This is a genomic window from Kitasatospora sp. NPDC022785 (assembly GCF_055561295.1).
The window spans coordinates 474,499-499,475 of the sequence record NZ_JBVHHB010000004.1 but is presented as its reverse complement, the minus strand read 5'-3'; the positions used below and the strand labels follow the sequence as shown (position 1 = coordinate 499,475).

Annotated in this window: 24 protein-coding genes, 1 tRNA gene and 2 pseudogenes; 18 read left to right on the top strand and 9 right to left on the bottom strand. The window is 72.9% G+C overall.

Annotated features, from left to right (window positions below):
• Positions 1-111 (bottom strand): annotated as a pseudogene (locus ACZ3YO_RS10020) (ABC transporter ATP-binding protein); the annotation flags it as partial.
• A gap of 404 nt (positions 112-515) precedes the next feature.
• Between ACZ3YO_RS10020 and ACZ3YO_RS10015 the strand changes: the two are divergent.
• From ACZ3YO_RS10015 to ACZ3YO_RS10005, 3 genes are all read left to right on the top strand, one after another.
• A tRNA-Leu gene (locus tag ACZ3YO_RS10015) sits at positions 516-600 on the top strand.
• 141 nt (positions 601-741) lie between these two features.
• Positions 742-1,665, top strand: a complete 924-nt coding sequence (locus tag ACZ3YO_RS10010; RefSeq protein WP_465567167.1) for a Bax inhibitor-1/YccA family protein — start codon at positions 742-744, stop codon at positions 1,663-1,665.
• Positions 1,666-1,746: 81 nt separating this feature from the next.
• Positions 1,747-2,124: a hypothetical protein gene (locus tag ACZ3YO_RS10005; RefSeq protein ID WP_465567164.1), complete on the top strand. Its 378-nt coding sequence runs from the start codon at positions 1,747-1,749 to the stop codon at positions 2,122-2,124.
• Between the two features lie 102 nt (positions 2,125-2,226).
• On the opposite strand, the gene ACZ3YO_RS10000 is transcribed toward ACZ3YO_RS10005, so the two are convergent.
• From ACZ3YO_RS10000 to ACZ3YO_RS09990, 3 genes are all read right to left on the bottom strand, one after another.
• Positions 2,227-3,180 carry a hypothetical protein gene (locus tag ACZ3YO_RS10000; protein WP_465567161.1) on the bottom strand — a complete coding sequence of 318 codons (954 nt, stop codon included), beginning with the start codon at positions 3,178-3,180 and terminating at the stop codon, positions 2,227-2,229.
• A 320-nt stretch (positions 3,181-3,500) separates the two neighbouring features.
• Entirely contained in the window at positions 3,501-4,721 is a 1,221-nt protein-coding gene (locus ACZ3YO_RS09995) for an acetyl-CoA C-acetyltransferase (RefSeq protein WP_396320581.1), read from the bottom strand.
• A 120-nt stretch (positions 4,722-4,841) separates the two neighbouring features.
• Complete coding sequence (locus tag ACZ3YO_RS09990) at positions 4,842-5,981, bottom strand: SGNH/GDSL hydrolase family protein (RefSeq protein WP_465567157.1); 1,140 nt, start codon at positions 5,979-5,981, stop codon at positions 4,842-4,844.
• A gap of 224 nt (positions 5,982-6,205) precedes the next feature.
• Between ACZ3YO_RS09990 and ACZ3YO_RS09985 the strand changes: the two genes are divergently transcribed.
• From ACZ3YO_RS09985 to ACZ3YO_RS09960, 6 genes are all read left to right on the top strand, one after another.
• On the top strand, positions 6,206-7,606 hold the full coding sequence (locus ACZ3YO_RS09985; protein WP_465567154.1) for a cystathionine beta-synthase: 1,401 nt from the start codon (positions 6,206-6,208) through the stop codon (positions 7,604-7,606).
• Positions 7,607-8,057: 451 nt separating this feature from the next.
• Positions 8,058-8,396: a hypothetical protein gene (locus tag ACZ3YO_RS09980; RefSeq protein ID WP_465567152.1), complete on the top strand. Its 339-nt coding sequence runs from the start codon at positions 8,058-8,060 to the stop codon at positions 8,394-8,396.
• A 196-nt stretch (positions 8,397-8,592) separates the two neighbouring features.
• Positions 8,593-9,900 carry a L,D-transpeptidase gene (locus tag ACZ3YO_RS09975; RefSeq protein WP_465567150.1) on the top strand — a complete coding sequence of 436 codons (1,308 nt, stop codon included), beginning with the start codon at positions 8,593-8,595 and terminating at the stop codon, positions 9,898-9,900.
• Between the two features lie 207 nt (positions 9,901-10,107).
• Entirely contained in the window at positions 10,108-10,662 is a 555-nt protein-coding gene (locus tag ACZ3YO_RS09970) for a SigE family RNA polymerase sigma factor (RefSeq protein WP_396320586.1), read from the top strand.
• Entirely contained in the window at positions 10,659-11,447 is a 789-nt protein-coding gene (locus tag ACZ3YO_RS09965; RefSeq protein ID WP_465567147.1) for a hypothetical protein, read from the top strand. Before ACZ3YO_RS09970 ends, ACZ3YO_RS09965 begins: the two co-directional genes overlap by 4 nt.
• A 170-nt stretch (positions 11,448-11,617) precedes the next feature.
• On the top strand, positions 11,618-12,112 hold the full coding sequence (locus ACZ3YO_RS09960) for a DUF1203 domain-containing protein (RefSeq protein ID WP_465567145.1): 495 nt from the start codon (positions 11,618-11,620) through the stop codon (positions 12,110-12,112).
• A 19-nt stretch (positions 12,113-12,131) separates the two neighbouring features.
• Here ACZ3YO_RS09960 and ACZ3YO_RS09955 read toward each other — a convergent pair whose 3' ends face one another.
• Positions 12,132-12,497, bottom strand: a complete 366-nt coding sequence (locus tag ACZ3YO_RS09955) for a cupin domain-containing protein (RefSeq protein ID WP_396320589.1) — start codon at positions 12,495-12,497, stop codon at positions 12,132-12,134.
• A 106-nt stretch (positions 12,498-12,603) separates the two neighbouring features.
• Entirely contained in the window at positions 12,604-13,272 is a 669-nt protein-coding gene (msrA, locus tag ACZ3YO_RS09950; RefSeq protein WP_465545987.1) for a peptide-methionine (S)-S-oxide reductase MsrA, read from the bottom strand.
• Positions 13,273-13,404: 132 nt separating this feature from the next.
• Between msrA and ACZ3YO_RS09945 the strand changes: the two genes are divergently transcribed.
• On the top strand, positions 13,405-14,562 hold the full coding sequence (locus ACZ3YO_RS09945) for a cystathionine gamma-synthase (RefSeq protein WP_396320591.1): 1,158 nt from the start codon (positions 13,405-13,407) through the stop codon (positions 14,560-14,562).
• 56 nt (positions 14,563-14,618) lie between these two features.
• Here the strand turns inward: ACZ3YO_RS09945 and ACZ3YO_RS09940 are convergent, their stop codons facing one another.
• Positions 14,619-15,098: a MarR family winged helix-turn-helix transcriptional regulator gene (locus ACZ3YO_RS09940; protein ID WP_465567139.1), complete on the bottom strand. Its 480-nt coding sequence runs from the start codon at positions 15,096-15,098 to the stop codon at positions 14,619-14,621.
• 122 nt (positions 15,099-15,220) lie between these two features.
• On the opposite strand from ACZ3YO_RS09940, the gene ilvA reads away from it, so the two are divergent.
• From ilvA to ACZ3YO_RS09925, 3 genes are all read left to right on the top strand, one after another.
• Complete coding sequence (gene ilvA, locus ACZ3YO_RS09935; protein WP_465567136.1) at positions 15,221-16,432, top strand: threonine ammonia-lyase; 1,212 nt, start codon at positions 15,221-15,223, stop codon at positions 16,430-16,432.
• 209 nt (positions 16,433-16,641) lie between these two features.
• On the top strand, positions 16,642-17,745 hold the full coding sequence (locus tag ACZ3YO_RS09930; RefSeq protein ID WP_465567133.1) for an ATP-binding cassette domain-containing protein: 1,104 nt from the start codon (positions 16,642-16,644) through the stop codon (positions 17,743-17,745).
• A 1-nt stretch (position 17,746) separates the two neighbouring features.
• Positions 17,747-18,604, top strand: coding sequence for an ABC transporter permease (locus ACZ3YO_RS09925; protein ID WP_465567130.1), 858 nt, complete (start codon positions 17,747-17,749; stop codon positions 18,602-18,604).
• A 67-nt stretch (positions 18,605-18,671) separates the two neighbouring features.
• On the opposite strand, the gene greA is transcribed toward ACZ3YO_RS09925, so the two are convergent.
• Both greA and ACZ3YO_RS09915 read right to left on the bottom strand, forming a co-directional pair.
• A complete protein-coding gene (greA, locus tag ACZ3YO_RS09920; protein ID WP_465545999.1) occupies positions 18,672-19,172 on the bottom strand; it encodes a transcription elongation factor GreA in 501 nt (166 codons plus the stop codon).
• 289 nt (positions 19,173-19,461) lie between these two features.
• A complete protein-coding gene (locus ACZ3YO_RS09915; protein ID WP_396320597.1) occupies positions 19,462-19,878 on the bottom strand; it encodes a DUF4307 domain-containing protein in 417 nt (138 codons plus the stop codon).
• 258 nt (positions 19,879-20,136) lie between these two features.
• On the opposite strand from ACZ3YO_RS09915, the gene mca reads away from it, so the two are divergent.
• The 5 genes and pseudogenes from mca to ACZ3YO_RS09890 form a co-directional block, all read left to right on the top strand.
• Positions 20,137-21,042 carry a mycothiol conjugate amidase Mca gene (gene mca, locus ACZ3YO_RS09910; protein ID WP_465546003.1) on the top strand — a complete coding sequence of 302 codons (906 nt, stop codon included), beginning with the start codon at positions 20,137-20,139 and terminating at the stop codon, positions 21,040-21,042.
• Positions 21,043-21,090: 48 nt separating this feature from the next.
• Positions 21,091-21,282 carry a hypothetical protein gene (locus ACZ3YO_RS09905; protein ID WP_396320599.1) on the top strand — a complete coding sequence of 64 codons (192 nt, stop codon included), beginning with the start codon at positions 21,091-21,093 and terminating at the stop codon, positions 21,280-21,282.
• 42 nt (positions 21,283-21,324) lie between these two features.
• Positions 21,325-23,388 (top strand): thioredoxin domain-containing protein, encoded by a 2,064-nt coding sequence (locus tag ACZ3YO_RS09900; RefSeq protein WP_465567125.1) that lies wholly within the window; start codon positions 21,325-21,327, stop codon positions 23,386-23,388.
• A gap of 40 nt (positions 23,389-23,428) precedes the next feature.
• Entirely contained in the window at positions 23,429-24,352 is a 924-nt protein-coding gene (locus ACZ3YO_RS09895) for a GNAT family N-acetyltransferase (protein ID WP_465567122.1), read from the top strand.
• A 35-nt stretch (positions 24,353-24,387) separates the two neighbouring features.
• Positions 24,388-24,966, top strand: a pseudogene (locus tag ACZ3YO_RS09890) (sterol desaturase family protein); the annotation flags it as partial.
• Between the last annotated feature and the right edge of the window lie 11 nt (positions 24,967-24,977).

Below are 24,977 nucleotides of genomic sequence, written 5' to 3'. Positions count from 1 at the left end.
GTCGAGGGCGACGACGCGGGTCTCCCCCTCCCCGTAGACCTTGTTCAGGCCGGTGGCGCGGGCGGCCGCCCGGCCGGTACGGACGGCGGTTGCGGTCGGCGTGGTCACGGGGGTGCTCCTTGGGGTCGCGGGGAGGGGGCTGCGGACGGCGCCGGCGGGCGGCGGGAGGTCGTCGGACGGCCGGGCCCCGGGGGGATTCCGGCCGTACCTCCATGCTCGGCCACGTGATCACGGATATTCGTCGCTCCGCCGGACGGTTGGCCTGACCACCGCTGGGCGTACACCCGGGTAAAGCCCTCATCCTCCGGTATGACACCGACCCTGATCGGATCTCCGTGGCCGGATTGCGCGCTTCGCATGGCCAAATCACGAACTGTTCGTCAGATGGCAAGGAAACATGACAACTTCCCTGGCTGGGAACATGCGAAAGGGCGATGCGGGCGACTAGGCTCAGGGTCGGCCCGGACGGAGTCGGAACAGCACCACCCGTCACCGCCGGAGCCGGTCCACGGGACGCCCGGATGGTGGAACGCAGACACGGGCAGCTTAAAACTGCTTGGCCGCGAGGCCGTGCCGGTTCGAGTCCGGCTCCGGGCACCAATCGACCCGTCGGGGGCGCCGATCCGGCGTCCCCGCCGGGTGTCGTTCACCGCATCCTCCTCGCGGCGTATCCCTATTTCTTTGCCAAGCCATTACCCTTGTGGTTCGGGCGGTGCAGCACCGCCACGGAGGGAATGAGCAATGAGAAGCAGCAACCCGGTCTTCTCGCGGGAGGGGTCGTTCACCCGCGAGCCCGGCTACGCGGGTTTCGGCACCACGCAGGCCCCGCCGGCCGGGAGCCCGTACGCGGCCAACCCCTACGGCAGCAGCCCGTACGGCAACAACCCGTACGGCAACAACCCGTACGGCAACAACCCGTACGCCCAGCAGGCGCCGGGGCAGCAGCAGCTGACGGACGACCAGCTGGTGGAGATGTACCGCGCGCCGTCGGCCGCTCCGGCGGCGATGGGCCGGATGACGCTCGACGACGTGGTCGCGCGGACGGCCATGACGCTGCTCACCCTGGTCGCCTTCGGCGCGCTGGCCTGGTTCGCGCTGCCGGCCGAGAAGTACGGCTTCGCGCTGGGCGCCAGCCTGGTGGCCTTCTTCGTCGCCATGGCGGTCTCCCTCAAGCGGAGCGTCAGCCCGCCGCTGATCCTGCTCTACGCGGCGCTGGAGGGCTTCGCGCTCGGCGCTGTGACGCACGTCTTCGACATCCTCCTGCCGGGCATCGCGATCCAGGCGGTGCTGGGCACGGCGGCGGTCTTCGCGGCGATGCTGATCGCCTACAAGACCGGCCGGATCAGGGTCACCCCGCGGTACACCCGGATCGGCATCGCGATCGCCATGGGCTTCGTGATGCTGATGATGATCAACCTGGTCGCGTCCATGTTCGGCGCGGACATGGGGCTGCGCTCCGGTCCGCTGGGCATCGTGGTCGGCCTGGTCGGCATCGGCCTGGGCGCGTTCTTCCTCTCGCTGGACTTCGCGGCCATCGAGGAGGCCATCGCGCAGGGCGCTCCGCAGAAGGAGTCCTGGCGGGCCGCCTTCGGGCTCACCCTCTCGCTGGTCTGGATCTACATCGAGATGCTGCGGCTGATCGCGATCCTGCGCGGCGACGACTGATCACCGCACCGCCGAAGCGCTGCCGCCGGGCCCCGGAGCCGTTCGCTCCGGGGCCCGGCGGCTTTTGGCTAGGCTCGTCGCATGCCCGATGCACAGCCCCTGGTCGAAGCCGTCGACTCCCTGGCGGACCGTTTCCGCTCCATGCCGCAGAGCCGCCTGCTGGGCGCCGTGCCCGGCCACCCCTCGCGGGCGGCGGCCGCGCTGGCCCTGGCCGCTCGGCTGGCCGCGACGGCGCAGGGCGCCGAGGGAGGGCCGGTGCGGGAGTTCCCGGATGCCGGGGCCTTCGCGGCCGGCGACCAGCTGGCGGTGGCCGGGCACGACCTGGCGGCCGCGCTGGCGGCGCTGCCGGACACGGCGGTGGTGGCGCTCCCGCAGGCACTGGGCGGGCCCTCGCCGGCCGCGGTGGTGCTCGCCGGGGCGCTGGCCGAGGTGGCCGCCACGGCCGCGCTCTGCGCCTGAACTCCTCGGCGGGGAACGCCGAAGGCCGACCGGATCGGTAACCCCTTGATCCGGTCGGCCTTCTGGCGTGCGGTCAGCCGCCGGCGGTGCCCGCGGGCGGCGTCAGATGCTGGCGACGACCCGGTCGGCGAGCACGTAGACGGCGTCCTCGTCGGTGGAGAAGGTCAGCGAGTACGAGCCGGAGAACCGCGAACCGCCGAGCAGCCGGACGTCCTCGCCGGCCCGGACGGCGTCGATCAGCCGGTAGGCGGCCTCACGGTCGCCGGGGGCGACGCAGAGCGTGGTGCCGTCGGCGAAGGCGTACACGTCCAGGGTGCCGAGCGGGCCGGGGCGCACGTCCACCAGGGCCACGCACTCCTCGGCGAGGGCCGTCAGCCGGGTGTCGGTCCAGTCCCGGGACGGCGCCTGGCTCGGCACGAAGTCGGGGTGCGAGGGGTGGCGGCGCGGGTCGGGCGCGGCCGCCGGCGCCTCCTCGACGGCCGGCTCGGCGTCCAGCAGCCCGGCCTCCAGGCCGGTGGCCAGCAGGTCGGCCTCGCGCCGGGCCCGGGCGTCGCCGCCGGCCTCGGCGGACGGGGCGCCGGCCGGGTGGCCGGGGCGCAGCGGGGCGCCGCCCTCGGGGCCGGGCCCGGCCGGGCCGGTGCCGCCGTCGTTGATCAGGTCCTCCAGCGCGGAGCGCAGCGCCTCGCCGAACTCCGGGTCCATGATGCCCGCGTTGTCGGCGGCGTCCTGCGGCCCGGTCGGCCGGGGGAAGAAGAGCGGCCACTCGTCGGTGGTGCCGAGCACGCCGGCGAACGGGGAGTCGAACAGTGGCGCGTCCTCGGCCGCGCGGGCCTCCTGCTCGGCCCAGAAGGCCCGGGCCTCGGTGATCTCCCGCTCGCGGTCGGCGGCGAGCGCGTCGGTGACGGCCCGGCGTATCGCGGCTTCGTCGACCGGTGCGGGCGCGGCGGAAGCCGCGGCCTGCGCGTCCAGCCGGCGGGAGAGCCCCCGGAGGCGGAGCAGGACGGCGGTCGACACGGTGATCAGGATCAGCAGCAGGATGGTGTAGACGGCGCTCACGGAACGTACTCCTAGGGAGGAGCGGAACGGGGTTACCTCTCCACACTGCCGCATGCGGGGCTGTTACCGCAGTGGCGAATGTCTAATTTGTCCGAGACTTTCGCTCTTGTCCCCAAATTGTTAGGTAACACCGTTCTACGCTGCGGAGTTGATCCGCTCCGCACTGTCGATTTCCGGTCCGGATTCGGAAGAAAAGAGGGCCGGATCGACCTCTCGGTGTGATCCGGCCCTCAATTACGCACTGTCACTCCAAATGGGTGCTCCGGACCCTTCGGGACCGGCGCTCCGGTGCCGACCGCAGGACGGCCGGCGTCCGCGGTTCAGCTGAGCCGCTCGATGACCATCGCCATGCCCTGGCCGCCGCCGACGCACATCGTCTCCAGGCCGAACTGCTTGTCGTGCCACTGCAGGGAGTTGATCAGGGTGGTGGTGATCCGGGCGCCCGTCATGCCGAAGGGGTGGCCGACCGCGATCGCACCGCCGTTGACGTTCAGCCGGTCCAGGTCGATGCCCAGGTCACGGTAGGAGGGGATGACCTGCGCGGCGAAGGCCTCGTTGATCTCGACCAGGTCGATGTCGCCGATCGACAGCCCGGCGCGCTTGAGCGCCTGCTTCGAGGCCTCGACCGGGCCGTAGCCCATGATCTCGGGGGAGAGGGCGCTGACCCCGGTGGAGACCACCCGGGCGAGCGGGGTGATGCCCAGCTCGCGGGCCTTGGTGTCGGACATGATGACCAGCGCGGCGGCGCCGTCGTTCAGCGGGCAGCAGTTACCGGCGGTCACCGTGCCGTCCGGGCGGAACACCGGCTTGAGGCCGGAGACGCCCTCCAGGGTGACGCCGGCCCGCGGGCCGTCGTCGGTGCTGACCACGGTGCCGTCCGGCAGCGTGACCGGGGTGATCTCGCGCTCCCAGAAGCCGGCCTTGATGGCCGCCTCGGCGAGGTTCTGCGAGCGGACGCCGAACTCGTCCTGGTCGGCGCGGGTGATGCCCTTGAGCGCGGCGAGGTTCTCCGCGGTCTGGCCCATCGCGATGTAGGCGTCCGGCACCAGGCCGTCCTCGCGCGGGTCGTGCCACTCGCCGCCGCCCTCCTCGGCGCGCTTGGCGGTACGGGCCTGGGCCTCGTCGAAGAGCGGGTTCATGGTGCCCGGCATGCCGTCCGAAGTGCCGTTGACGCTGCGCGAGACGGTCTCCACACCGGCCGAGACGAAGACGTCGCCCTCGCCCGCCTTGATCGCGTGCAGCGCCATCCGCGTGGTCTGCAGCGAGGAGGAGCAGTAGCGGGTGATGGTGGTGCCGGGCAGGTAGTCCATGCCCATCTGGACGGCCACGATGCGGGCCAGGTTGTGGCCCTGCTCGCCGCCGGGCAGGCCGCAGCCCAGCATCAGGTCGTCGATCTCGCGAGGGTCGAGCTGGGGCACCTTGGCCAGCGCGGCGCCGATGATGTGCGCGGTCAGGTCGTCCGGGCGGACGTCCTTGAGCGAGCCCTTGAACGCCCGGCCGATCGGCGAACGGGTGGCGCTGACGATGACGGCTTCGGGCATGGCGGGCTCCTCGCTGAGTGACCTTCGTACTGTCCTTCGGACTGGGGCGCCCGGGCGGCCGGCCGGCCGTGGGGCCCGGTCGGACGCGGACGTCCGGGAGGAAAGTTACCGCCTGGTAGTTCAGGCGTCACCCGCCCCAGCGTGTGAGCTGGCCGACGTATTCCCGTCCTCTGCCACAGGTTCTGCTGCCGCCGTCGCCAGCGGTTGTACCGGTGGCTCCACCGGTGGCGTCGCCACCGGGGCTCCGGTGGGTTCCTCCATCGCCCACGTGCCCGGCAAGCCGACCCGCAGCCGGTGCCGCAACAGCGCCCAGCGCCCGGCGGCGCCTCCGGTGCCGACCGCCGTCACCTCGCTGCCGGCCTGGCCGGCCGCGGCCGCCGCGGCCACCGCCACCGGGAGCACCGCCTCGCCCGGCACCGGGCCGGCCGGGCGCTCCTCCTCCGGCCAGAGGCCCAGCACGGCGCAGAGCGAGGGCAGCACCGCCATCGCCGCCGTCGCGTAGCCCTGGGCCGAGGGGTGGTAGCGGTCGGCGGCGAACATCTCCGGGCGCGCCGCGAACTCCGGCCCGAGCAGCGAGCCCAGCGACACCGTCCGGCCGCCCGCCTCCACCACGGCGATGGTCTGCGCGGCCGCCAGCTGCCGGCTCAGCCGGCGGGCCACCCAGCGCAGCGGCGGGCGCACCGGCTTGATCGTGCCGAGATCCGGGCAGGTGCCGACCACCACCTCGCAGCCGTTGGCGCGCAGCGCCGCGACCGCCTCACCGAGCTGGCGCACCGCGAGCTGTGCCGGGCTGTGCCGGGTGACGTCATTGGCGCCGACCATGATCACGGCGATGTCCGGGCGGTGCGGCAGGGCCAGCTCCAGCTGGCCGGAGAGATCGCCGGAGCGCCCGCCGGAGCGGGCCACGTTGACCAGCTGCACCGGCCGCTCGGCCACCGAGGCCAGGCCCGCCGCCAGCAGCGCGCCCGGGGTCTCGCGGGCCCGCAGCACGCCGAGGCCGGCGGCGGTCGAGTCGCCGAGGAAGGCCAGCACGAGGGGCGGCTGCGGGTCGGCGCCGTCGGCGAAGGCCTCCCCGTAGACGGCGTCGGCCTTGGGCGGGTCGCCGTCCAGAATGCCGATGGCCTGGACGGCGAGCCTGCTCTCGGTCACCAGCAGGCCCACCAGGCCGACCCCCAGCAGGCCGAGCCCTCCGCCGCCGTACGCCGCCGCCGTGGCGATCCGGCGGGCCACCCGGGCCCGCGACTCCTGTGCCCCTGGCATCCGGTGCCCCCTTCGCGTCCTCGTGCCGCCCCCGGCGGGGCCTCTCCAGCGCACCTGTACACCCCTCCTACCCGCGTTGGCGGCGCGCTACGACGGGGGTGGGCCATCCGTGGCGGAGGGGCGGGCGGGAGGTGAGTGGCGCGAGGGCGGGCTGGGGCCGGTGGCACGCCCTAGGCTTTGCAGTACCGAAAGCACTCGCATGCCCACATCCCGGGAGGACCCCCGTGCGGTACAGCAACTCGATCATCGACCTCGTCGGCAACACGCCGCTGGTCAAGCTGAACAAGGTCACCGAGGGCATCAGCGCGACAGTGCTGGCGAAGGTCGAGTACTTCAACCCCGGCGGCTCGGTCAAGGACCGGATCGCGATGCGCATGATCGAGGCCGCCGAGGCCTCGGGCGCGCTGAAGCCCGGCGGCACCATCGTCGAGCCGACCTCCGGCAACACCGGCGTCGGCCTGGCGATCGTGGCCCAGCAGAAGGGCTACAAGTGCATCTTCGTCTGTCCGGACAAGGTGTCGACCGACAAGATCAACACGCTGCGCGCCTACGGCGCCGAGGTGGTCGTCTGCCCGACCGCCGTCGCCCCGGAGCACCCGGACTCGTACTACAACGTCTCCGACCGCCTGGTCCGTGAGACCCCCAACGCCTGGAAGCCGGACCAGTACTCCAACCCGGACAACCCGGCCTCGCACTATCACTCCACCGGCCCGGAGCTGTGGGAGCAGACGGAGGGGAGGATCACCCACTTCGTGGCGGGCGTCGGCACCGGCGGCACCATCTCCGGCACCGGCAACTACCTGAAGGAGATCTCCGGCGGCAAGGTCCAGGTGGTCGGCGCCGACCCGGAGGGCTCGGTCTACTCGGGCGGCACCGGCCGGCCGTACCTGGTCGAGGGTGTCGGTGAGGACTTCTGGCCGACCGCCTACGACCGCACCGTCGCGGACGAGATCGTCGCCGTCTCCGACAAGGACTCGTTCCAGATGACCCGCCGCCTCGCCAAGGAGGAGGGCCTGCTGGTCGGCGGCTCCTGCGGGATGGCCGTGGTGGCCGCGCTGGAGGTCGCCAAGCGGCTCGGCCCGGACGACGTCGTGGTCGTGCTGCTGCCGGACGGTGGCCGCGGTTACCTGTCCAAGATCTTCAACGACGACTGGATGGCCGACTACGGCTTCCTGCCCTCGGCCACCGACGAGGCGCACATCGGCGAGGTGCTGGCCCGCAAGGACGCCATCGAGCACGAGGGCATCCCGCAGTTCGTCCACATGCACCCGAACGAGACGGTCGCCGAGGCGGTCCGGGTGCTGCGCGAGTACGGCGTCTCGCAGATGCCGGTGGTCTCCCCGGGTGCCGGGCACCCCGACATCATGGCCGGCGAGGTGATCGGCTCGGTCGCGGAGAAGCTGCTGCTGGAGGGCGTCTTCGCCGACGAGATCCAGCTGACCGACACGCTGGACAAGGTGATGTCCAAGCCGCTGCCGGTGGTCGGCTCGGGCGAGACGGTCACCAACCTGATGAGCGTGCTGGAGAAGGCCGACGCCGCGGTGGTGCTGGTGGAGGGCAAGCCGCAGGGCATCGTCACCCGCCAGGACCTGCTGGGCTTCCTGGCCGGCCGCAGCGCGCACTGACGCCCGCTCAGCCCTCGTGACTGCCGTGGCGGCTGAGACTTCGTCCACGGGCGAAGTGGTACACCGACGTCACCTGCGCGCAGCACGCGCTTAACAACGCCGGGGCATCGTGGTGGTCAACGGCAAGACGCCGAGCGAGGCGACGACAACCGTCCGGGAGCGGCTCCCCGGCGACCGTGGTCGTCTCCGGACACGTCGGTCGGCCCTGACCCGGCCGGCCGTGTCCTCTCCGTAGGGGGCGCCGTCGTCCCGCCCCTGTCCGGCTCCGGCCGGTCGACAGGGTGCGGCGGCTCCTGCGGTCACCACCGCGCCGCTTGGCGCGTCTCCGCGGCTCCCGGGTGGGGGAGCCCCGGCGGAGACGGCGGGCCGGCCCCTCCCCGGAGGGGCCGGCCCTTCCCGTGTCCGCTTCCCGTGTCCGTTCCCGGGGCCCGTTTCCCGTACGCTCGCACGCATGACCAGCACTGAAACGACCGGCCAGGACGCCCCGCGCTACGTCCGGCTCAGCATCGAGCTCATCGCCGAGATCACCGACGAGGGGGCGCTCAAGGCGGCTGCCCTGAAGCAGGTGGCCGACGACGAGTACCTCGACGACGAGGAGCGCACCCAGTCCGTCGAGGCCATCGAGGTGGACCCGTCGGGTTCGCTCGCCCACTTCATCGACCCGGTCGCCCTGCTCGGCGACGTCCCGGGCGTGGAGCTCGCCTCGGCGACCTGGGAGTCCGCGCAGACCGAGTTCGACCCCGAGGGCGAGGGCTGGGACGAGTACACGGTGGAAGAGTCCGCCGAGTAGTCACCGCTCTGCCGCCCACCTCCGTCACGGTTGGTGACCGCCCGGTCTGCTGTCTGCAGGCCGGGCGTTTTGTCCATATTTGGTGGGAAGTTGGGTCATCTCATACGATCGATTTCCGTCGGTGATGGAACCGTGAAGGGGTAGTTTGCGTTTCTGTATCCGTAATGCCCGGGATGATCAGCAGGGAGAACGCGACGTGACGGCACGGGACGCGCAGGGGCGGACGGGCGGAAACAGCTGGAGCCGGCGTGGCGTGCTGGCCGGCCTGATCGGTGCGCCGGTCCTGCTGCTGGCGGCCTGCAACGACGCCAAGAGCGGCGAGAGCGGCAATGCCGGGGGCGGGGCCTCGCCGGGCGCGGGCGCGGGCGCGGGCGCTGGGAGCGACTCCGGCGGCGGGAACGCCGTGAGCGCGAGCAGCTCGCCGAAGACCTCCGTGGCCGTCATCACCGTGACCCCCGCCGACGGCGCCACCGCCGCAAGCTTCAGTGACCCGGTCAAGGTCACCGTCGCCGGCGGCACGCTCGGCTCGGTCAAGGTCACCGACTCCACCGGCCGGGCACTGGCCGGCGAGCTCTCCCCGGACGGCGCCAGCTGGGCCTCCGCCGCCGCACCGGCCAGCGGCACCAAGTACACCGTCACCGCCTCGGCCACCGACAAGGACAAGCTGGAGGCGGCCGCCAACGCCACCTTCACCACGGCGACCCCCGCCAACACCTTCGTCGGCTACTTCACCCCGGAGGACGGCTCCACCGTCGGCGTCGGCATGCCGGTCTCGATCAACTTCAGCAAGCCGGTCACCGACCGCAAGGCCGTCCAGCAGGCGATCACCGTCATAGCCGAGCCGGGCGTCGAGATCGTCGGGCACTGGTTCTCCAGCACCCGTCTCGACTTCCGGCCGCAGGAGTACTGGGCCAAGGGCACCAGGGTCACCGTCAAGCTCCGGCTCAAGGACGTCCAGGGGGCGAAGGGCGTGTACGGCACCCAGTCCAAGGACGTCCGCTTCACCATCGGCCGCGCGCAGACCAGCGTCGCCGACCTCGCCACCAAGAAGCTCACCGTCACCACCGACGGCCAGGTCAGCGCCGTCTACGCGATCTCCGGCGGCGCACCGGACTACCGCACCTGGGGCGGCAGGATGGTCATCTCCGAGCAGTACCAGCAGACTCGGATGAACTCGCAGACCGTCGGCCTCGGCAGCGAGTACGACATCGCCGACGTGCCGCACGCCCAGCGGCTCACCACCTCCGGCACGTTCATCCACGGCAACTACTGGTCCCCGGCGTCGATCTTCGGCGGCCAGAACACCAGCCACGGCTGCGTCGGCCTGAAGGACGCCAAGGGCGGACAGGACCAGAGCGTGGACGGCTACAGGTTCTACAAGAGCTCGATGATCGGCGACGTGGTCGAGGTCGTGAACTCCGGCGACAAGACCGTCGAACCGTCCAACGGCCTGAACGGCTGGAACCTGGGCTGGGCCGCGTGGAAGGCTGGCAGCGCGCTCTGAGCCTGCTGAGTGTCCGGGGCCCGTCGAACGCCCTGAGCCCCTGCCTGTGCGGGGCCCGCCGGGCGCCCTGAGCCCCTGCCTGTGCGGGGCCCGCCGGGCGCCCTGAGCCCCTGCCTGTGCGGGGCCCGCCGGGCGCCCTGAGCCGTTTCACCGAAAATTCTCCCCGGCGGACCGAACCTCATCGGGCGCCCGAGGAGTCGGGTGGGTGTGAAACGCGAGCAGAGACAGCGCCAGGATGCCGAATTCAGCGCGTTCGTCGCCGGCAACAGCCGTCAACTCATCAGGCTGGCCGAGCTGTTGACCGGCGACCCGCACCGGGCCCGGGACATCGTGCAGTCCGCGCTGGAACGCGCCTACCTGCACTGGCACCGGATCACCGCCGACGACCCGACCGCGTACGTCCGGCGGATCGTGGTCAACCAGCACCGCGACTGGTGGCGGCGGCTGCGCAACCGCGAGCTGCCGACCGACCGTACGCCCGAGCGGCCCGGCCGCGAGGACCTCGCCGAACGGCAGGCCCAACAGGCCCTGCTGCAGCAGGCGCTGGCCACCCTCACCCGGCGGGAGCGGTCGGTCGTGGTGCTGCGCTACTACGGCGACCTCAGCGAGGCCGAGACCGCCGCCGAACTGGGCATCGCCCCCGGCACGGTCAAGAGCACGCTCCACCGGGCGCTGTCGAAGCTGCGCGCACGACCCGAACTCGCCGACCGCGACGGTGGTGCGGCGGGTCTGAACCCGAGGAACATCGAGGTGAAGGTGTGAGCTTCGACAAGCGGCTCGGCGAGCTGCTCAAGGACGAGAACCGGGAGTACCGGGAGGCGGCCGGGCTGGCGCCCGGGCCGATCATCGCGCGGGCGCGCCGCCGCCGGGCCCGGCGGACGGCGGCGGCGGGTGCGGCGGCCATGGCCGTGGCGCTGGTCTGCGGCGTCACGGCGGTCACGGCCGGCGGCGCCCGGCAGACCGGGCAGGTGGCGGGGGCCGCGGGCGCGGCGCTGACGCCGTCGGCCGGGGCGGCCGCCGCCTCGGCACCCATGCCCACACCCACGCCGACCTCGACGGCGTTGCCGCGGTCCCCGGTCCGGCAGCTGGCCCCGGGCGAGAAGTTCGAGTACACCGACGGCGAGCGGATCTGGGTCACGGCGACAGAGAAGTGCGAGGAGTCCCGGGGCGTGGACGGCGTCTGGAGCTCGGGCACGGGGTGCCGGGACTCCACCAGCGACAACCTGGACCACGAGAAGCCCACCATCGGTTACCAGGGCTCGCTCGGTCAGGACCGTGTCGTCCTGACCGGCCTCTACCTCGGCCCGGCGCCCACCCGGGTCGTGGCCTTCACGGGCGGGAAGCCGACGGTCGCCACCGTGGTCACCACCACCGGCATGGAGGGTTGGAGGGCCTACTACGTGGTGCTGCCGGGCGCTCCCGCGCTCGCCGACGGCCGCTCCAGCAGCCCGGCCGTCGCCGCCTACGACGCCGAGGGCAGGCTGCTGGCCGAGCTGCCGGGCCGTGGCCCGGACGGCGTACAGGAGAAGGCCCCGGCCCGGCTGTAGCACCCGGGGCCCGCCGGAGCGGGTGGCGTCGGCGGGCTCCCGGCGGGCGGCGGTGACGGTCCGACGCCCGTCGGGAACGCGACGGCCGAACGCGACCGCCCGGAAGACGGACGAACGCGACGGCCGAAACCCGCCGGACTCGGCGCGGCCACGGCGGCAGGGTGGGCCGTATGACGACAACCACCACGCCCGCCCCGGCCGTCCGCCCGGTCGACCCGGCCGTCCACCGCTCCCTGCTGGTGCGCGACGACGCGGGGCGCCCACCCGTCCGCTCGACCGACGACACCGGCGGCGCCCCGCTGCGCTGCTGCCTCACCCGGGCGCTGCCCGGCGACCGGATCGCCCTCGTCGCCTACGCCCCGCTCCGGCGCTGGGCCGCCGAGTCCGGGGCCGACCCGGGCCCGTACGACGAGGTCGGCCCGGTCTTCGTGCACGACGGCCCGTGTGCCGGCGCGGGCCCGGCCTGGCCGGCCGCGTTCCACACCGGTGACCGGGTGCTGCGCGCGTACGACCGGCGGGGCCACATCCTGGGTGGCGTGCCCGTCTCCCCCGAGACCGCCGAGGCGGGCGCCGCCGCCCTGCTCGCCGACCCGGAGGTGGCCGTGGTGCACGTCCGCGCACTGCAGTTCGGCTGCTTCATGCACGAGGTCCGGCGGGCACGGTGAGGCCGGTCCGGCCCGGGGCTCAGCGCTTGGCGTAGTCGACGAAGCCCTGCCAGTCGAGGGCGACGCAGGGCTCGTCGCCCACCACCCAGGCGTCGTGGCCGGGCGGGCAGATCATGAAGTCGCCGGGGCCGTACTCGGCCTCCTCGCCGTCGTCCATCACGATCTTCATCCGGCCGGAGATCACGTACCCCAGGTGGGAGGCCTGGCAGCTGTCGGTGCCGGCGATCGGCTTGATGTGCTGGGACCACCGCCAGCCGGGCTGGAAGACCGCCCGCCCGACGGCGCCGCCCTCCAGGTTGACCAGGCGAAGTTCGCCCGTGCCCGCCTCGAAGGGGCGGACCTCCTCGGCCTGGTCGTCGAAGTTCCTGCGGATGAGGCCGGCCATCGGTACTCCTCGGGACACGGCCGGCCCCCGTCACCGGGGCCCGGTGACGGGGGCCGGCCCGCTGGTCCTTCCAGTCTGCGCCCGGCCGGGAGCAGCCGCGCAGCGATCAGTCCTGCGGGGTGCGGGCCACGCCGATCGGGCAGCTGGCGCCGGTGCCGCCGAGACCGCAGTAGCCGTTCGGGTTCTTGGCGTCGGACAGGTACTGCTGGTGGTACGGCTCGGCCGGGTAGAAGGGCCCGGCCGGGGCGATCTCGGTGGTGACCGCGCCCAGGCCGAGCGCGGTCAGGGCCGGCTGGAAGGCGTCGCGGGTGGCGACCGCGGCCGCCGCCTGGGCGGGCGAGTGGGTGTAGACGGCGGAGCGGTACTGGGTGCCGACGTCGTTGCCCTGCCGGTTGCCCTGGGTCGGGTCGTGCGCCTCCCAGAAGGTCTTCAGCAGCCGCTCGTACGGGATCACCGCCGGGTCGAAGACCACCCGGACCGCCTCGGTGTGCCCGGTCAGCCCGCTGCACACCTCGTCGTACGTCGGGTTGGGGGTGTACCCGCCCTGGTAGCCGACCAGTGTCGTCCAGACGCCGGGCAGGCGCCAGAACGTCCGCTCCGCGCCCCAGAAGCAGCCCAGCCCGAAGTCGGCCACCTCCAGCCCCTCCGGGTACGGCCCGGTGAGCGGGTGGCCGAGCACGGTGTGCGGCTCGCTCAGGGCGAAGGCCGGCGTCTCCCGGCCGGGCAGCGCCTGGCCGGCCGGGACGAGTGAAGTCTTGTGGCGGTTGAACAGCACGGCCTGCTCCAACGGTCGGAAAAAAAGGTGGCAAGGGTGGCGCAGGGTGCAACGCGGACGGCGGCCCCCGGATTCCGCGGGCGTCGGGGATTCCGGAAGGCACCCCGCCGTTCGCCCACTACGCTCGGAGGCATGACCGAGCACCAGCTTCCCCAGGGCTTCGAGACTCTCGCCATCCACGCGGGTCAGGAAGCAGACCCCCAGACCGGGGCCGTCGTCACGCCGATCTACCAGGTGTCCACCTACAAGCAGGACGGGGTGGGCGGCCTGCGGGGCGGCTACGAGTACAGCCGCAGCGCCAACCCGACCCGCACCGCGCTGGAGGAGTGCCTCGCGGCGCTCGAAGGCGGCGCGCGCGGGCTCGCCTTCGCCTCCGGCCTGGCCGCGGAGGACACCCTGCTGCGCACCATCCTCAAGCCGGGCGACCACATCGTGATCCCCAACGACGCCTACGGCGGCACCTTCCGGCTCTTCGCCAAGGTGCTGACCCGCTGGGGCGTCGAGTTCTCCGTCGCCAACACCCAGGACCTCTCGACCGTCCGCGAGGCGCTGCGCCCGAACACCCGCGCGGTCTGGGTGGAGACGCCGTCCAACCCGCTGCTGGGCATCACCGACCTGGCCGCGCTCGCCGAGATCGCGCACGGCGCCGGCGCGCTGCTGGTGGTGGACAACACCTTCGCCAGCCCCTACCTGCAGCAGCCGATCTCGCTGGGCGCGGACGCGGTCGTGCACTCGACCACCAAGTACATGGGCGGCCACTCGGACGTCGTCGGCGGCGCCCTGGTGCTGGCCGACGCCGCCCTCGGCGAGGAGGTCGCGTACCACCAGAACGCGATGGGCGCGGTGTCCGGCCCGTTCGACGCCTGGCTGGTGCTGCGCGGCATCAAGACCCTGGGTGTCCGGATGGACCGGCACAGCTCGAATGCGGAGAAGGTCGCCGAGCTGCTGGCGGGCCACCCCAAGGTGAGCCAGGTCCTCTACCCGGGCCTGCCCGAGCACCCCGGCCACGACATCGCCGCCAAGCAGATGAAGGCGTTCGGCGGCATGGTCTCGTTCCGGGTCAACGGCGGCGAGGAGGCGGCGGTCGAGGTCTGCAACCGGGCGCAGCTGTTCACCCTCGGTGAGTCGCTGGGCGGCGTCGAGTCGCTGATCGAGCACCCCGGCCGGATGACCCACGCCTCGGTGGCCGGCTCCGCCCTGGAGGTGCCCGCCGACCTGGTGCGCGTCTCGGTCGGCATCGAGTCGATCGACGACCTGCTGGCCGACCTCACGCAGGCGCTCGGCAAGTAGCGGCCGGGTTCTGTCCGGCCGGTCGCGCCGATCCGCCGAGATCGGCCGGACAGGACCTAATCGCCCTGCCGGCCCGCCGTGTACGACTCCATGGAGTGGTTGAAGCGGGCCAGCAGGGCGCAGAACGCGCGCTGCTCCTCGGGTGGCCAGTCGGCCATCAGCCGGCGGGCCAACTCGGCTCGCCCGGCGCTGACTTCGGCCAGCCGTCGGGTGCCGACCGGGGTCAGTGCGAGCCGGACGGCGCGGCGGTCGGCCGGGTCCTGGACCCGGCCCACCAGTCCGGCCGCGACCAGCGGGGCGACCTGCCGGGTGACGGTGGAGGAGTCGACGCCGAGCGCGTCGGCCAGGGCCTTGACGTTGACGGGCCCGTGCCGTTCCAGCCGGTCGAGCAGCAGATAGGCGGCCCGGTCCAGCGCGCCCACCGCGTCGGAGCTGCGGACCTGTTCCATTCGCCGGGCGAACACCGCCAGCTGGTACTGGAGTTGGGTGTGCACGGGGTCGGTGCGGTCGGTGGCCTGGGGCGAGGTCGTCGTCATCGCGGCTCACGATCGTCGTGCGGTGAGGGAGGCTCAGGACCAGCAGCGTACGCGGGCCGGGCGGGCCCGGGAACAGGCCCGACATCCCGGGTTGGCGGCGTCACCCACCGTAGGCTGGCGGTATGCACAGCTGGCCGATCACCATCGACGATGTCCGCGGCGCCCAGAAGATGCTCGCCGGGGTCGCCCGGGTGACGCCGATGGAGGGGAGCCGGCACCTGTCCGCGATGATCGGTGCGCCGGTCCACCTGAAGTGCGAGAACCTGCAGCGCACCGGCTCGTTCAAGCTGCGCGGGGCGTACGTGCGGATCGCGGGACTCTCGCCGGTGCAGCGGGCCGGCGGGGTGGTCGCGGCGAGCGCCGGCAACCACGCCCAGGGGGTGGCGCTGGCGGCGTCGCTGCTCGGGGTCCGTTCGACGGTCTTCATGCCGGTGGCCGCGCCGCTGCCCAAGGTCGCGGCGACCCGCGAGTACGGCGCCGAGGTCCGGCTGCACGGCGCCAACGTGGACGAGGCCCTGCAGGCCGCGCAGCGGTACTCGGAGGCGACCGGGGCGGTGTTCATCCACCCCTTCGACCACTGGGACGTGGTCACCGGCCAGGCCACCGTCGGCCTGGAGATCCTGGAGCAGTGCCCGGAGGTGCGCACCATCCTGGTCGGCGTGGGCGGCGGCGGGCTGCTGGCCGGGATCGCGGCGGCGGTGAAGCCGCTCCGCCCGGACGTGCGGGTGATCGGGGTGCAGGCGGCGGGCGCGGCCGCGTACCCGCCCTCGCTGGCGGCCGGGCGGCCGGTGACGCTGGAGCACTTCGCCACCATGGCGGACGGGATCATGGTCGGCCGGCCCGGGGACATCCCGTTCGAGGTGGTCAACACCCTGGCGGACGGCGTCCGTACGGTCTCTGAGGACTCGCTCTCGCGCGCCCTGCTGCTGGGCCTGGAGCGGCTGAAGCTGGTGGTGGAGCCGGCCGGGGCGAGCCCGGTGGCGGCGCTGCTGGAGCAGCCGGAATCCTTCGAGGGCCCGGTGGTGGCGGTGCTCTCCGGCGGCAACATCGACCCGCAGCTGATGCAGCGGGTGCTGCGGCACGGCCTGGCGGCGGCCGGCCGCTACCTGTCGCTGCGGGTGCGGCTGGCGGACAAGCCGGGATCGCTGGCGGACCTCCTCGGGGTGCTGACCCGGGTGGACGCCAACGTGCTGGACGTGGCGCACGTGCGGATCGACCCGCAGCTGGGGCTGACCGAGGTCGAGGTGGACCTCCACCTGGAGACCAAGGGGCCGGAGCACTGCGCGGCGGTGCTCGGTGAGCTGCGGGATGCGGGGTACGTCGTCTCCCGGTAGGTCCCGCGGCTCGCGCGGGCCGGGGAACCGTCAGTGACCTCCGTCACCATGGCGGAGCCATGTCCCTTGACGCGATATATCGCGTGCCGCCAGACTTGCGATACATCGCGTTCTGTCGCCGTGTGGCCGGAAATCGAGTCGCCCGCGCGCCTGAATCCGGGGCAGAGTGGGACAGATCGCTCATATCGTCCGAGGAGATGAGGCAGGCCATGGCGCCAGCCATCCAAGCCGAGAACCTGGTGAAGACCTTCGGCGACGTACGAGCCCTGGACGGCGTCAGCCTCGACGTCCCCGAGGGCACCGTGCTCGGGCTGCTCGGCCCGAACGGCGCCGGCAAGACCACCACCGTGCGCGTCCTCACCACCCTGCTCCGCCCCGACTCCGGCCGCGCGGTGGTTGCCGGCGTCGACGTTCTCCAGCACCCCAACCAGGTCCGCAGCATGATCGGGCTCTCCGGCCAGTACGCCGCCGTCGACGAGTACCTCACCGGCTTCGAGAACCTGCAGATGGTCGGCGAGCTCTACCAGATGAGCGCCCGCGAGGCGAAGGCACGGGCACTGGAACTGCTGGAGTGGTTCAACCTCACCGAGGCCAAGGACCGCACCGCCAAGACCTACTCCGGCGGCATGCGCCGCCGCCTCGACCTCGCCGCCGCCCTGGTCGTCCGCCCGCCGGTGATGTTCCTGGACGAGCCGACCACCGGTCTCGACCCGCGCAACCGGCTCGCGCTCTGGGAGGTCATCGAGACCCTGGTCGAGCAGGGCACCACGCTGCTGCTCACCACCCAGTACCTGGAGGAGGCCGACCGCCTCGCCCACGACATCGCCGTGGTCGACCACGGCCGGGTGATCGCCCGCGGCACCGCCGACCACCTCAAGGCGCAGATCGGCGGCGAGCGGATCGAGGTCGTGGTGCACGGCGCCGACCTGGTCGGCGACGCGGTGGCCGCGCTCTCGGAGTTCGCCCTGGGCGAGCCGGCCGTCGAGAAGAACACCCGGAAGATCACCGTCCCGGTCAGCGGCGGCGCCCGGGTGCTCGCGGACGCCATCCGCGAGCTGGACGCCCGCTCGATCGAGATCGACGACATCGGCCTGCGCCGGCCGACCCTGGACGACGTCTTCCTCTCGCTCACCGGCCACGTCACCGAGGCCGACGAGGAGGAGAAGGGTGCCGCAGACAAGGGCGGCAAGGGCGGCCGGGGCCACGGCGGCCACGGCAGGGGCCAGGCCGGGAAGGACGACGAGGGCAGCGCCGCCGGCGAGGACGGCCGGGGCCCCGACCAGCAGGCCGTCCCGGCCGGCAAGGAGCTGTGAGATGACGGCCGCCACCGAGCACGCCATCGGCGGGGCGATCCCCAAGCAGCGCCGGGGCGCGGCCGCCACCCTGCACGACTCCTGGGTGGTCGCCAAGCGCAACCTGCGCCGGATGACCCGGATACCCGAGATCGTGGTGTTCGGGCTCATGCAGCCGGTGATGTTCGTGCTGCTGTTCTCGTACGTCATGGGCGGGGCCATCCAGATCCCCGGGACGCAGGCCAGCTCGTCCACGTACATCCAGTTCCTGATGGCCGGCATCTTCGCCCAGACCGTCACCTTCGCCACCGCCGGCGCCTCCGCCGGCATCGCGGAGGACATGACCAAGGGCCTGGTGGACCGGTTCCGCTCGCTGCCGATGGCCCGCTCGGCCGTCCTGGTCGGCCGCACCCTGGCGGACCTCGTCCAGACCGCGTTCACGCTGGTCGTGCTGGCCCTGGTGGCGCTGGCGGTCGGCTGGCGCATCCACAACGGGGTGCTCAGCGCGCTCGGCGCGTTCGGGCTGCTGCTCCTGCTCGGCTACGCCTTCTCCTGGATCGGCGCGCTGATCGGCCTCTCGGTGCGCAGTCCCGAGGCGGCCACCTCGGCCGGGCTGATCTGGCTCTTCCCGCTGACCTTCATCTCCAACGCGTTCGTGCCGATCAGCTCGATGCCGGGATGGCTCCAGGGGATCGCCTACTGGAACCCGTTCAGCGCCACCGTGCAGGCCTGCCGCGACCTCTTCGGCAACCAGGTCGGCCCGGTGGACAGCGCCTGGCCGATGCAGCACGCCGCGCTGGTGTCGGTGCTCTGGTCGCTGCTGATCACCGCGGTGTTCTCCTGGCTGTCGGTGCGCAAGTACCGCTCCGCCGTGGGCTGACACCCGGCGTGCACGTGCGAGGGCGGCCGTGGAGTCCCTCCACGGCCGCCCTCGGTGCGTCGGCGGGTCAGCCGTTGTGCGGCTTCACCTCGGTGATCGTCACCGAGGCCTGCTTGCCGTTCGGCAGCTCGTACGTCGCCTCTTCGCCGACCTTCTTGGTGTCGATGGCGCGGCCCAGCGGCGACTGCGGGGAGTAGACGTCCAGGTCGTCGCTGCCGGCCATCTCGCGCGAGCCGAGCAGGAAGGTCATGGTGTCGTCCTCGTCGCCGTCGAAGGCGACCGTGACGACCATGCCCGGGGCCACCACGCCCGAGTCCGCCGGGGCCTCGCCGACCTTGGCGCGCTCCAGGAGCTGGGTGAGCTGGCGGATCCGCAGCTCCTGCTTGCCCTGCTCCTCCTTGGCCGCGTGGTAGCCGGCGTTCTCCTTGAGGTCACCCTCTTCGCGCGCCGCCTCGATCTTCTGGGCGATCTCGATGCGCCAGGGGCCGGTCAGGTGGTCCAGCTCGGCCTTGAGCTGGTCGTAGCCGGACTGAGTGAGCCAGGTCACGTGGTCGCTGGTCTGGGTCACAGGTGCTCCTCGTAGGTGCTGGGGCTGTGCTGAGGGTGTGAGTCGTCAGCAGGGGTGGTGGTGGAGATATCGGTCGTAACTACAAAGCAACGCCCGCTCCCGTACCTCTTGGTGCGGAAGGGGCGAAACCACGAGCCTAACAACTCCCGCCGACAAGCGGGAGAGTCGTTGGCGCGTCATTGACGACAGCATTGCGCCGAGGTGTACAGGACCGGTGTGGCAGGACTCCTCTACGGATTCCCGCTCTCCAGATCGAATATGCGCCCGGGCGTGCCGCGATCGCCAGTCATTACTTCGCCGGCGTGCATCCCAGCAGCTCGGCGGTGGTGCCGCGGGCGGTGGTCCGCAGGCTCACGGTGGCGTCGTAGCTGCCGCCGTCCTTCGGGACGGGGAAGTCGGCCATGCCGACCACCGCGCCGTCCTCGCCCTGCGAGCGGACGGTACAGCTGCCCGCCGTGCCGTCGCTCTTGCGCACGGCCAGGTGCAGCTTCATCTCGCCGTCCGAGACCGCCTCGAAGGAGGGGACGGTGCCGTTGATGGTGGTCTCGCGGATCAGGTAGGAGCCGCCCAGCCAGGCGAGCAGGCCCAGTGCCAGGACGCCGCAGACCGCGCCCACCACCTTGAGACGGCGGTCGGCCTCGCGGTCGCCGCGCCGTCCGTAGCGCCCCTCGGGCAGCTGTGCAGCGGTGGTGGTGCCAGAGCTCATCGAACTCAGTCCTCTCGTGGGAGGCCCGCCTGGGTGGTGCGGGGAATGCGACGCTCCTCCAGTCCGTCACTATAGGAGGGGCACGCCCGCGGCCGGTCCGGCGGGGGCGGGGCTCGGCCGTGTCGGCGGCGTGGCGATGTGGCGCCGCGGCGCACCGGGCGGCCGGTCCCGCGGTGACGCGGTCCCGAACCGAACGGCTCGGACGGTGGGCAGACCGGACTTCGCGGGAGCCCAGACATTGTGGAAGGAACGCAGGCGTTGACTGAGCAGTTGCGACTCATGGCGGTGCACGCCCACCCGGACGACGAGTCCAGCAAGGGCGCGGCCACCATGGCCATGTACGTCGACCAGGGGGTGGACGTGCTCGTGGCCACCTGCACCGGGGGGGAACGCGGGTCGGTCCTCAACCCGAAGCTTCAGGGGAAGCCGGAGATCGAGGAGAACATCCACGAGGTCCGGCGCAAGGAGATGGACGAGGCCCGCGCGATCCTCGGGATCAAGCAGGCCTGGCTGGGCTTCGTCGACTCGGGCCTGCCGGAGGGCGATCCGCTGCCCCCGCTGCCCGACGGCTGCTTCGCCCTGCAGGACGTCAAGGAGGCGGCCGAGCCGCTGGTCCGGCTGATCCGCGAGTTCAAGCCGCAGGTCATCACGACCTACGACGAGAACGGCGGGTACCCGCACCCGGACCACATCATGACCCACAAGATCACCATGCTGGCCTTCGACGCCGCCGGTGACCCGGACGCCTACCCGGACGCCGGCGAGCCCTGGCAGCCGCTGAAGCTCTACTACAACCACGGCTTCCCGATGGGCCGGATCCGCGCGCTGCACGCGTACCTCACCGAGCACGGCCACGAGTCGCCGTACGGCGAGTGGATCGAGGGGTGGGAGAAGAGCGGCCGCAAGGAGCGCGAGATCACCACCCGGGTCCGCTGTGACGACTGGTTCGAGACCCGGGACCGGGCGCTGATCGCGCACGCCACCCAGATCGACCCCGACGGCCCCTGGTTCCGCGTGCCGCTCGAGGTCCAGCGCGAGGTCTGGCCGACCGAGGACTACGAGCTCGCCCGCACCCTGATCGACGCCGACCTGCCGGAGGACGACCTGTTCGCCGGCCTGCGCACCCCCACCCTGGCGGTCGAGGCCGCCGACACGCGCGACTGACCCACCCCCGATGGCCCGGCTCCCCGTGAGCCGGGCCACCATAGAGATATGAGCGCCCCCGTGAACCTCACCCACATCGCCGCCGAGCTCGCCCTCGACGAGACCAAGGTGACCCCCGGCCTGCTGGGCTTCGTGGTCTTCGCCGCCCTCGGCGTGGCCACCTGGTTCCTGGTCAAGTCGATGAACAAGCAGTTCAAGCGCGTCGACTTCGTCGAGGAGCCGGAGACGCCGAAGGAGTGAGACGGGGCCCCCGTCCGCGCGCCGATGCGCAAGGATGGGGGCATGCCGAACCGTCTCGCGGACGCGACCTCGCCCTACCTGCTCCAGCACGCCGAGAACCCGGTGGACTGGTGGCCGTGGGGCCCCGAGGCGTTCGAGGAGGCGGAGCGGCGCGGCGTGCCGGTGCTGCTGTCCGTCGGCTACGCCGCCTGCCACTGGTGCCACGTGATGGCGCACGAGTCCTTCGAGGACGAGGCGCTGGCCGGGTACGCCAACGAGCGGTTCGTCGCGGTGAAGGTCGACCGCGAGGAGCGCCCGGACGTCGACGCCGTCTACATGGAGGCGGTGCAGGCGGCGACCGGGCAGGGCGGCTGGCCGATGACGGTCTTCCTCACGCCCGACAAGGACCCGTTCTACTTCGGGACGTACTTCCCGCCGGAGCCCCGGCACGGGATGCCGTCCTTCCGCCAGGTGCTCGAAGGAGTCGACGCCGCCTGGCGCGACCGCCGCGACGAGGTCGGCGAGGTCGCCACCCGCATCCGGGCCGACCTGGCCGAGCGGGCCTCGGTCTACTCGGCCGGCGCCCACCACCCGCCGGCCGAGGCGGACCTGCACCAGGCGCTGGTCACGCTCAGCCGGGACTTCGACGCCCGGCGCGGCGGCTTCGGCGGCGCGCCCAAGTTCCCGCCGTCCATGGTGATCGAGTTCCTGCTCCGCCACCACGCCCGCACCGGCTCCGAGGCGGCCCTGGAGATGGCCGTCCGCACCGGCGAGGCGATGGCCCGCGGCGGCATCCACGACCAGCTCGGCGGCGGCTTCGCCCGGTACTCGGTGGACGCCGGCTGGGTGGTCCCGCACTTCGAGAAGATGCTCTACGACAACGCGCTGCTGCTCCGCGCCTACCTGCACCTCTGGCGGGCCACCGGCGCACCGCTCGCCCGGCGGGTGGCGCTCTCCACCGCCGACTTCCTGCTGCGCGAACTGCGGACCCCGGAAGGCGCGTTCGCCTCGGCACTGGACGCCGACAGCCTCGACCCGGCCACCGGGAAGCCGGCCGAGGGGGCGTACTACGCCTGGACGCCCGGGCAGTTGGCCGAGGTGCTGGGGGAGGCCGACGCCGCGCTCGCGACAGAGCTGTACGAGGTGACGGCGGAGGGGACGTTCGAGCACGGCGCCTCGGTGCTGCAACTGCTCGCCGACCCCCAGGACGAGGAGGCCGCCGAGCGGATCCGGGCAAAGCTGTTCGAGGCCCGCGCAGGGCGGCCCGCCCCCGCCCGGGACGACAAGGTGGTCGCCGCCTGGAACGGCCTCGCCATCGCCGCACTCGCCGAAACCGGCGCCCTGCTGGACCGCCCCGACCTGGTCGAGGCCGCCGAGCGCGCCGCCGACCTGCTGCTCGCCGTCCACCTCACCCCCGAGGGCCGGCTGCTGCGCACCTCCCGGGACGGCCGGGCCGGTGCCAACGCCGGCGTCCTGGAGGACTACGCCGACACCGCCGAGGGCTTCCTCGCGCTGTACGCCGTCACCGGCGAGGCGGAGTGGCTGGAGCTGGCCGGCGGCCTGCTGGACACCGTGCTCAAGCACTTCGCCGACGAGGCGTCCGGCGCGCTGTACGACACCGCCGACGACGCCGAGGAGCTGATCCGGCGGCCCCAGGACCCGACCGACAACGCCACCCCGTCCGGCTGGACGGCCGCCGCGGGCGCGCTGCTCACCTACGCCGCGTACACCGGTTCGGCGCGCCACCGCACCGCCGCCGAGCGGGCGCTCGGCATCGTCGGGGCACTGGCCACCCGGGCTCCGCGGTTCATCGGCTGGGGCCTGGCCGTCGCCGAGGCGCTGACGGACGGCCCGCGCGAAGTCGCCGTGGTCGGCCCGGCAGGGGCGACGGCGACGGCCGCACTGCACCGGGCGGCACTGCTGGGGACGGCGCCGGGCGCGGTGGTCGCACTCGGCGAGCCGTCCGGGGAGGACGGGGTGCCGCTGCTGGCCGGCCGGCCGCTGGTGGGCGGGGAGCCCGCCGCGTACGTCTGCCGGCACTTCGCCTGCGACGCGCCGACCACCGATCCGGCGGCGCTGGCCGAGGGGCTCGGGGCGCTGCCGGAGCTGAGCGGCCCGGTCGGGTAATTCGGTTGGTCCCGGTCCGGCGGGCGGGCCAGAATCGGGCATGACCTGGATCTTGACGACCTCCCTCGACGAGTTCCGCGCCCGGGCCGGCGACTTCCTCGACGCCCGCCCGGCCGAGAACACCGTGCTGCTCACCGTGGTCGACCGGCTGGTCAGGCGTGGGCTGCACGTCTTCGGGGAGAGCGCGCCGGTCTTCGGCTGGTGGAGCCGCGAGCCGGGCGGCCCGGTCGAGGGCGCCTTTCTGCGGACGCCGCCGTTCGAGCCGCGCCTCGGCGTGATGCCGGACGCGGCGGCCGCCGCGCTCGCCGGTGAACTGGCCGCGGCCGGGCCCGGGTTCACCGAGGTCCCCGGGGTTTCCGGCGGCGAGTCGGCGGTCCGGGCGTTCACCGCCGCCTGGCAGGCCGCCACCGGCGCCACCGCGTCCCTCCGGTTCAAGCAACGGCTGTACCGGCTGGGCGAGTTGACCGACCCGCCGCGCCCGCCCGCCGGCCGCCACCGGGTCGCCACGCCGGCCGACCGCGAGGTGCTGATCGAGTGGTACGAGGCGTTCGCGGTCGAGGCCACCGTCGAACTCCCCAACATCCCGGGCACGGTGGACGAGCGCATCGCCGACGGCCTGCTCCACCTCTGGGAGGACGACGGCCGCCCCGTCGCGATGGCCGGGAACAGCCCCGTGGTCGCCGGCATGACCCGGGTCGGCCCGGTCTACACGCCCGTCGAGGCACGCGGGCACGGCTACGCCAGCGGCGTCACGGCGGCCGCCTCGGCAGCCGCCCTCGCCCGGGGCGCGGCCGAGGTGCTGCTCTACACCGACCTCGCCAACCCGACCAGCAACTCGATCTACCAGAAGATCGGGTACCGGCCGGTGGAAGACTGCCTGACGCTGGACTTCGCGGACGTCCCGGACGTCCCGGACATCCCGGATGTCGCGGATGTGCCGGACGTCGCGGACTTCGTGGGCTGATCGGGTCTGCGGGCCGGTGGGGCCGGGTAAGCCGGGTGGGGGGTGACCGCGATGGGGACGGGCTACTCGTCCGGGCAGGCAGGCTGGGCCCGGGGGAGGTGGTGGCCGGCGCGCTCGCCGCCAACCTGGGACTGCTGGTGGTCTCACTGGTCGCGGCCGGGCTGCTCGTCCGGCGGTACGGCGAGCGGCGGGTGACACCGCCGCCCCCGCCGCCCGCCCGGCGCGAGGTGCTGTTCGCGGCCACCGCCGTCCTGCTCAACTCCGCCGTCGGCGTGGCCGGCTGGGCGCTCTGGCGGGCCGGCTGGAGCCGGCTCTCCGCGGACACCGGACTCCGCGCCGCGGCCGACCTGGTGGTGTTCACCCTGGTGATGGACGGCCTGATGTACGGCGGTCACTGGCTGGCCCACCGCCGCCGGCTCTACCGGCTGGCCCACGAACTCCACCACGGCTACCCCGACCCGCGCCCCGCCACCCTCTTCGTGCTGCACCCGCTGGAGGTGCTCGGCTTCGGCGGCACCTGGCTCGCGGTGCTCTGCGTTCGGGAGATGTCCGCCGTCGCCCTGCTCGGGTACATCGGCGTCAACCTGGTCTTCGGCCTGCTGGGGCACCTCGGCGTCGAACCGTT